This window comes from Flectobacillus sp. BAB-3569, from assembly GCF_002270355.1.
Taxonomy (GTDB): Bacteria; Bacteroidota; Bacteroidia; order Cytophagales; family Spirosomataceae; genus Flectobacillus; species Flectobacillus roseus.
Genome location: NZ_NJFZ01000013.1, coordinates 155268 through 161267 on the forward strand (window position 1 = coordinate 155268; position 6000 = coordinate 161267).

Annotated in this window: 3 protein-coding genes; all 3 read right to left on the reverse strand. The window is 39.1% G+C overall.

What is annotated here, in order from left to right:
• Positions 1 to 70: 70 nt before the first annotated feature.
• Positions 71 to 3208 carry an efflux RND transporter permease subunit gene (locus tag BWI92_RS13945; RefSeq protein ID WP_095163869.1) on the reverse strand — a complete coding sequence of 1046 codons (3138 nt, stop codon included), beginning with the start codon at positions 3206 to 3208 and terminating at the stop codon, positions 71 to 73.
• 294 nt (positions 3209 to 3502) lie between these two features.
• Complete coding sequence (locus BWI92_RS13950; protein WP_229363100.1) at positions 3503 to 4636, reverse strand: efflux RND transporter periplasmic adaptor subunit; 1134 nt, start codon at positions 4634 to 4636, stop codon at positions 3503 to 3505.
• A gap of 54 nt (positions 4637 to 4690) precedes the next feature.
• A partial coding sequence (locus tag BWI92_RS13955; RefSeq protein WP_141234780.1) for a TolC family protein occupies positions 4691 to 6000 on the reverse strand: 1310 nt, incomplete at its 5' end.

A 6000-nucleotide genomic window follows, 5' to 3' on the forward strand; every position in this document is an offset into this window, starting at 1 on the left:
TATTAGCCTAAAATATCGGAAGATTCTACATTTTCAAATCTTCAAATTACCAAATCTCCAAATTGAAAAATTACGCTTTTGTGTGTTTTTTGCGGTTAGCGATTTTCTCGATAACTACGAATAAAACAGGCACAATGAAGATTGCTAATGAAGTAGCTGATAACATACCTCCAAATACGGTCCAACCAATGGTTTTACGAGATTCTGCTGCGGCACCACTTGCAAATGCCAATGGTAATACCCCTAGGATAAAGGCTAGCGATGTCATAATAATTGGACGCAAACGTAGTTGAACAGCTTCTAGCGTGGCAGAAACAAGTTCCATGCCGTGGTCTACACGTTCTTTGGCAAATTCTACAATCAAAATGGCGTTTTTGGCCGCTAGACCAATCAAGGTAATCAAACCAATTTGTGCGTAGATATTGTTTGAAAGGTTTGGTAAAAGGGTCAATGTCAAAATTGAACCAAATGCACCAACTGGTACAGCAAAAAGTACCGAGAATGGAATTGACCAACTTTCGTACAAGGCTGCCAAGAACAAGAATACAAAGACAATCGAAATGGCAAAGATGAGTACTGTACTATCTCCCGCTTTGATTTCCTCGCGGCTCATACCAGAGAATTCATATGAATATCCCACAGGTAATGTTCTTGCTGCAACTTCTTCCAAAGCTTTGATAGCTTGTCCACTACTAAAACCAGGTTTTGGTGTCCCGTTGATTTCGATAGCACGATACACGTTATAGTGCGAAATCAATGCCGCATTTTCGATAACTTTAGCGTTTACCAACGTCTTCAAAGGAACCATGTTACCAGCAGAGTTACGTACATAATACTGTTGGATTTTGTCCAAAGAAGAACGGAAACTACTATCTGCTTGCACCATTACACGGAAGTTACGACCATACAAGGTAAAATCGTTGACATACGAACTACCTAATAGCGTAGAAAGTGTACCAAATATATCGTTGATATTGACACCTTGCTTTTTGGCTTGGTCACGGTTTACATCTATCTGATAACCAGGTGTTCTGGCGCTAAAGAATGTATAAGCCATACCAATTTCTGGACGTTTGTTAAGTTCGGCCAAGAAAGTACGAGCTACTTTTTCAAACTGCTGAATATTGTCAGGACTTGTAGTTTGTTGTAATTCAAAAGTAAAACCAGCCGTTTGACCCAAACCTGGGATAGCAGGAGGGGCAATTGGTAAAACACGAGCTTCTTTGATGTCAGAAGTGATTTTCTTGATATTATCAATCACACTTTGTACATGATGTTCTTTTCCTTTACGGTCCGACCAAGGTTTTAAGTTTACGAAGAAAGTACCAACGTTTGATTTGTTTGAGAAACTTACTACGTTCAAACCAGCAATACCACCCACAACACGAACTTCAGGGATACGCTCCAAACGACTCATGATATTTTGGAACATCTCTACGTTACGAGCGGTTGAAGTAGCTTCAGGCATTTCGTAAGTCACGTACATACGACCTTCATCTTCGGTAGGAATAAAACCTGTTGGTTTATTTTTGAATAAGAAGAAAAGACCTACAAACAAACAAACCATCATTACCAATACCAAAGGCGTAGCTTTAATCCACTTGGCAACGCCACGAGTGTATGCAAATGAGAGTTTTTCAAAACGATTGTTAAACCATTTAAAAAATTTGTCCAATAAACCTGTACGCTCACTATCACTAGGAGTTGGTTTAAGCATAATGGTACACAATGCTGGAGTCAATGACAAGGCTACAAATGCCGAAAGAATCACTGAAACCGCAATAGTAATGGCAAATTGCTGATACAAACGACCTACAATACCCGGTACAAAACTCACGGGTACGAATACCGCCGCCAAAATCAAGGCGATTGCAATTACAGGGCCAGAAATTTCTTTCATGGCTTTTTGTGTCGCTTCTTTTGGTGTTAAACCATGCTCGTCCATATTATGCTGAACGGCTTCAACAACCACAATGGCGTCATCCACTACGATACCAATGGCCAATACAAAGGCAAACAAAGTCAAGGTATTGATGGTAAATCCAAACGGAATGAAAAAGATAAATGTCCCAATCAAGGATACGGGAATGGCCAAAATTGGAATCAAAGTAGCTCTCCAACTTTGTAAGAATAAGAAAACTACGATAATTACCAAAATCAAGGCTTCCACCAAAGTATGAACTACTTCTTCGATAGATACTTTTACGACTGAAGCAGATTCTAGTGGCACTACATAGTCAAGGTCTTTCGGGAAAGTCTTTTTCATTTCTGCCAAAGCTTTCGTTACGCCTTCATATGTTTCCAAGGTATTTCCTCCTGGTGCCAAATAAATAATCACAAACGCCGCTGGACGTTTTCCTACAAAGGCATTTACACCGTAGTCAAAACGACCTAATTCAACACGAGCAACATCTTTGAGATATACGATACTTCCGATTGTTGGAGAGCTTCTTACAACAATATCTTCAAATTGCTCTTTGGTATTTAAACGGCTGTTTGTCAATACACTATATTCAAATGCTTGATTCTGTGGTTGTGGGTTACCACCAATTACCCCAGCCGCAACTTGTAGGTTTTGTTCTGCCAAAGCTGCTGAAACATCCGATGGTGTCATGCGTAGAGCCGCCAATTTTTCAGGATCCAACCAAATACGCATCCCAAAGTCATCAGCACGAGACACAATATCCCCTACACCTTTGATACGTTGAAGGGCATCCTTCAAATAGATGTTGGCGTAGTTACCAATAAATTTCGCATCGTGAGTACCATTTGGCGAGTACAATGCCAATGCCATCATGATACTTGGGTTACGTTTACGAACCGTCAAACCCAAACGTTTTACCGCATCAGGAAGTGTTGGCTGTGCTACCGATACACGGTTTTGTACGTCTAGCGCAGCAATGTTAACGTCGGTACCAATATCGAAAGTTACGTTGATACTACTCTGACCGCTACTAGTACTATTTGATGACATATAACTCATGCCAGGCGTACCGTTAATTTGGGTTTCGATAGGAGTAGTGGTGGTTTGTTCTACCGTTTGAGCATCTGCCCCTGTGAATATACCCGATACAGTAACGGTAGGAGGGGTAATATCAGGATATTGGGAAACAGGCAGTGTCGCCATAGCAATAGCTCCCACAATTACAATCACAATGGATGTAACGATGGCAGTTATGGGGCGTTTTATAAAAACATCAGCTATCATAAGTAACAGATTTGTTGAATAGCTATGTGTGTTTTCAAGTAAAAGTGCTGAATAATGAGTGTAATTGTATGATTACTAATATTTTATCTCATTAATTTCCTCAGCTTAATTTTACACGATTACTTAGATAAATAAAAAGGCTATTGTGCGGGTAATGGATGGCTTAATTTTATTACCAGTACAAAATATTTTTATTCAAAAACACCAATAGCAGAGATACTTAAAAAATATCTATGAATAATTTGGGATGAGTGATGTAATATCAATCTCATCGATTTAGATTCTGCTCAAAAATTATTTTTTAGCAGGAGCGGCAGGAGCAGGTGCTTCTGTAGTGAATACAGAACCTTCTCTGAGGTTTTGAATACCTTCCACGATAATTTTTTCGCCAGAAGACAAACCTTTTTTCACAATAACTTTTTTGCCAATTGTTGTTCCAAGTTCTACACGGCGTTGTGTTGCTTTACTGCTATCACCAGGAACATAAACAAAGAATTCGCCTAATTGCTCTGATATAGCTTTGTAAGGAATCACAACTGCAGCATTACTTTTAGTCAAAACTCGTACGGTTCCTGTCATGCCTGCACGAAGGATATTTTGTGGATTTGGAAAAATCAAACGAGTTTTAATCGTTCCAGTTTGAGCATCAACTGCACGGTCTAAAAGCGCGATTTTACCATTGTATGGGTATTTTTCGCCATTAAATGCTAAAGTAAAAGTTGAGTCAGAAGCAGAAGTTTTTTGTTGAAGCATTTTTGAGAATTTAAAAATCTCTTTTTGGTCTACATTAAAATCAACTGCCAACTGGCGGTCAGTCGAAACGGTATTCATAATCGTCTGACCTGCTGTTACTGCTGTACCTTTTTTCACTAAAGAAATACCAATGGTTCCATCGAATGGCGCAAAAATTTTGGTATATCTCACATTCGTTTGAACACTACGAATATTTGCTTTGGATGCGTCCACTTGTCTTTGTGCTGCTTCCAAAGCGGCATCAGCATTGTCGACTAGTTGTTTGGCTACGGCATCGTTTTTGGCTAACTCATGATAACGATTAGCGTCTTTTTGAGCTTTTCCTAAATTAGCTTCCTGTACTTTCAGATTGGCAACTGCTTGGTCGTAGTTTGCTTCATACAATTGAGTATCAATAGTATACAACAACTGGCCTTTTCTAACACGAGCACCATCAGCAAAATGAACTCCAGAAACATAGCCACTTACTTGAGGACGAAGTTCTACCATATCTAGCGCATTTACTGTGGCAGGATATTCATCAAAAAACGCTGCGTCAGTCGTTTCAACTGGCTCGATGCTCACCGAAACTGGTGGGGGAGTTAGTGCAGCTGAATCAGTTTTTTTTCCGCCACAAGCACTGAGTAAAATAATACCCATCATCGCGGCAAAAGTGTTTGTTTTATGCATTAACATAGGATTCAATGTTTATTAGATAATCGGACAAGTCCGATGCGAATATTTTTAATACTAGTAATTTAGTTGACCAAGTGCTTTTTGCACATCTATTTTGCTCGAAAGAACCAAATACAAAGTATTGTAGTAATTGATTCGAGCTGAGCGTAAATCTGTTTCAGCAGTAATTACCTCCAAATACGTTTTGATACCCGAACGGTACTGCATTTGCACCAAATCATACACCTCTTTGGCTAGCTCCATATTTTCTTTTTGAGAAAGAAAAACGCCTAAATTGCTTTTATAGGTGGCCAATGCCTGTTGGTATTCGTTGTTGACTGTATTCTTCAGATTTACGATATCCAAATTCAAACGCTTGATTTGCCACTCAGCAGTATTGGTATTAATCTTACGTTTTCCACCTTGAAAAATAGGCAAAGCTAAGGTCAAGTTAGCGAAGGAGTTGGGATAATTTCTATTATATAAATCTCCTAAATTGTTGTTCAAAAAGTTGAGATTATAGGCGCCATTCAAAGATACACTTGGGAGATATGCCCATTTGCTGTAATTCAAATCTGCTTCTCTCAAGCGTTTCAGGGTTTGTAATTGCTGATACTCAATTCTATTTTGTACCTCTACTTTTTGCGCAGTATCTAGGGCAATTTCATTCTCCATCTGAGTGGGTTCGTAGGCAATTTCCAAAGGCTTATCGACTGGATAACCCATCAAAGATTTGAGTGCTTGTAATCTGGCTTTCAACAATTCTTCGTTGCTTGCCTTTGTCGCCATGGTGTTATTCAAGGTAATGGTAACACGTTTGTAGTCGATTTTGTCGGCTGTACCTGCATCGTAGTTACTTTTGGCATCTTTCAAGCTCTTTTTCAAACGAATAATGTCGCCTTCTGCAACACTAATTTGTTGTTTGGTCGAAAGAACTGCATAAAATGCTTTTGCTACATTGGCTGCAACAGTAATTTTATTGTTGGTAACACTTTGTGAAGCTTGTTGACGAACATCGTTTTGGGAGCGATTTGCCAATAATAAATCACGATTAAAAATACTTTGTGTCAAACTAAACTGGGCTGCTGAGGTATTATCTACGCCTAGTTTTACAGGATTTCCTCCAATAATATTTGTTTGAACAATAAAGTTGTGTTGTAAATTGTAGTTAAAATTAATCTGAGGATACCAATCTGCGAGTTTACTCTTGATGGTATTTTCAACAACGCGCTGGTCTATAACCGATTGTTGGATTAAGGGTTGATGTTTTAGTGCATATTGAATCACATTATCGAGTGTGGCTTTGTCCAAAGTTGGGGATTCTGCCGCAAGATTCTCTGCACTAGTACCCTGAATAGCAGTGGTATTCTGCGTGGTTTGGGAAA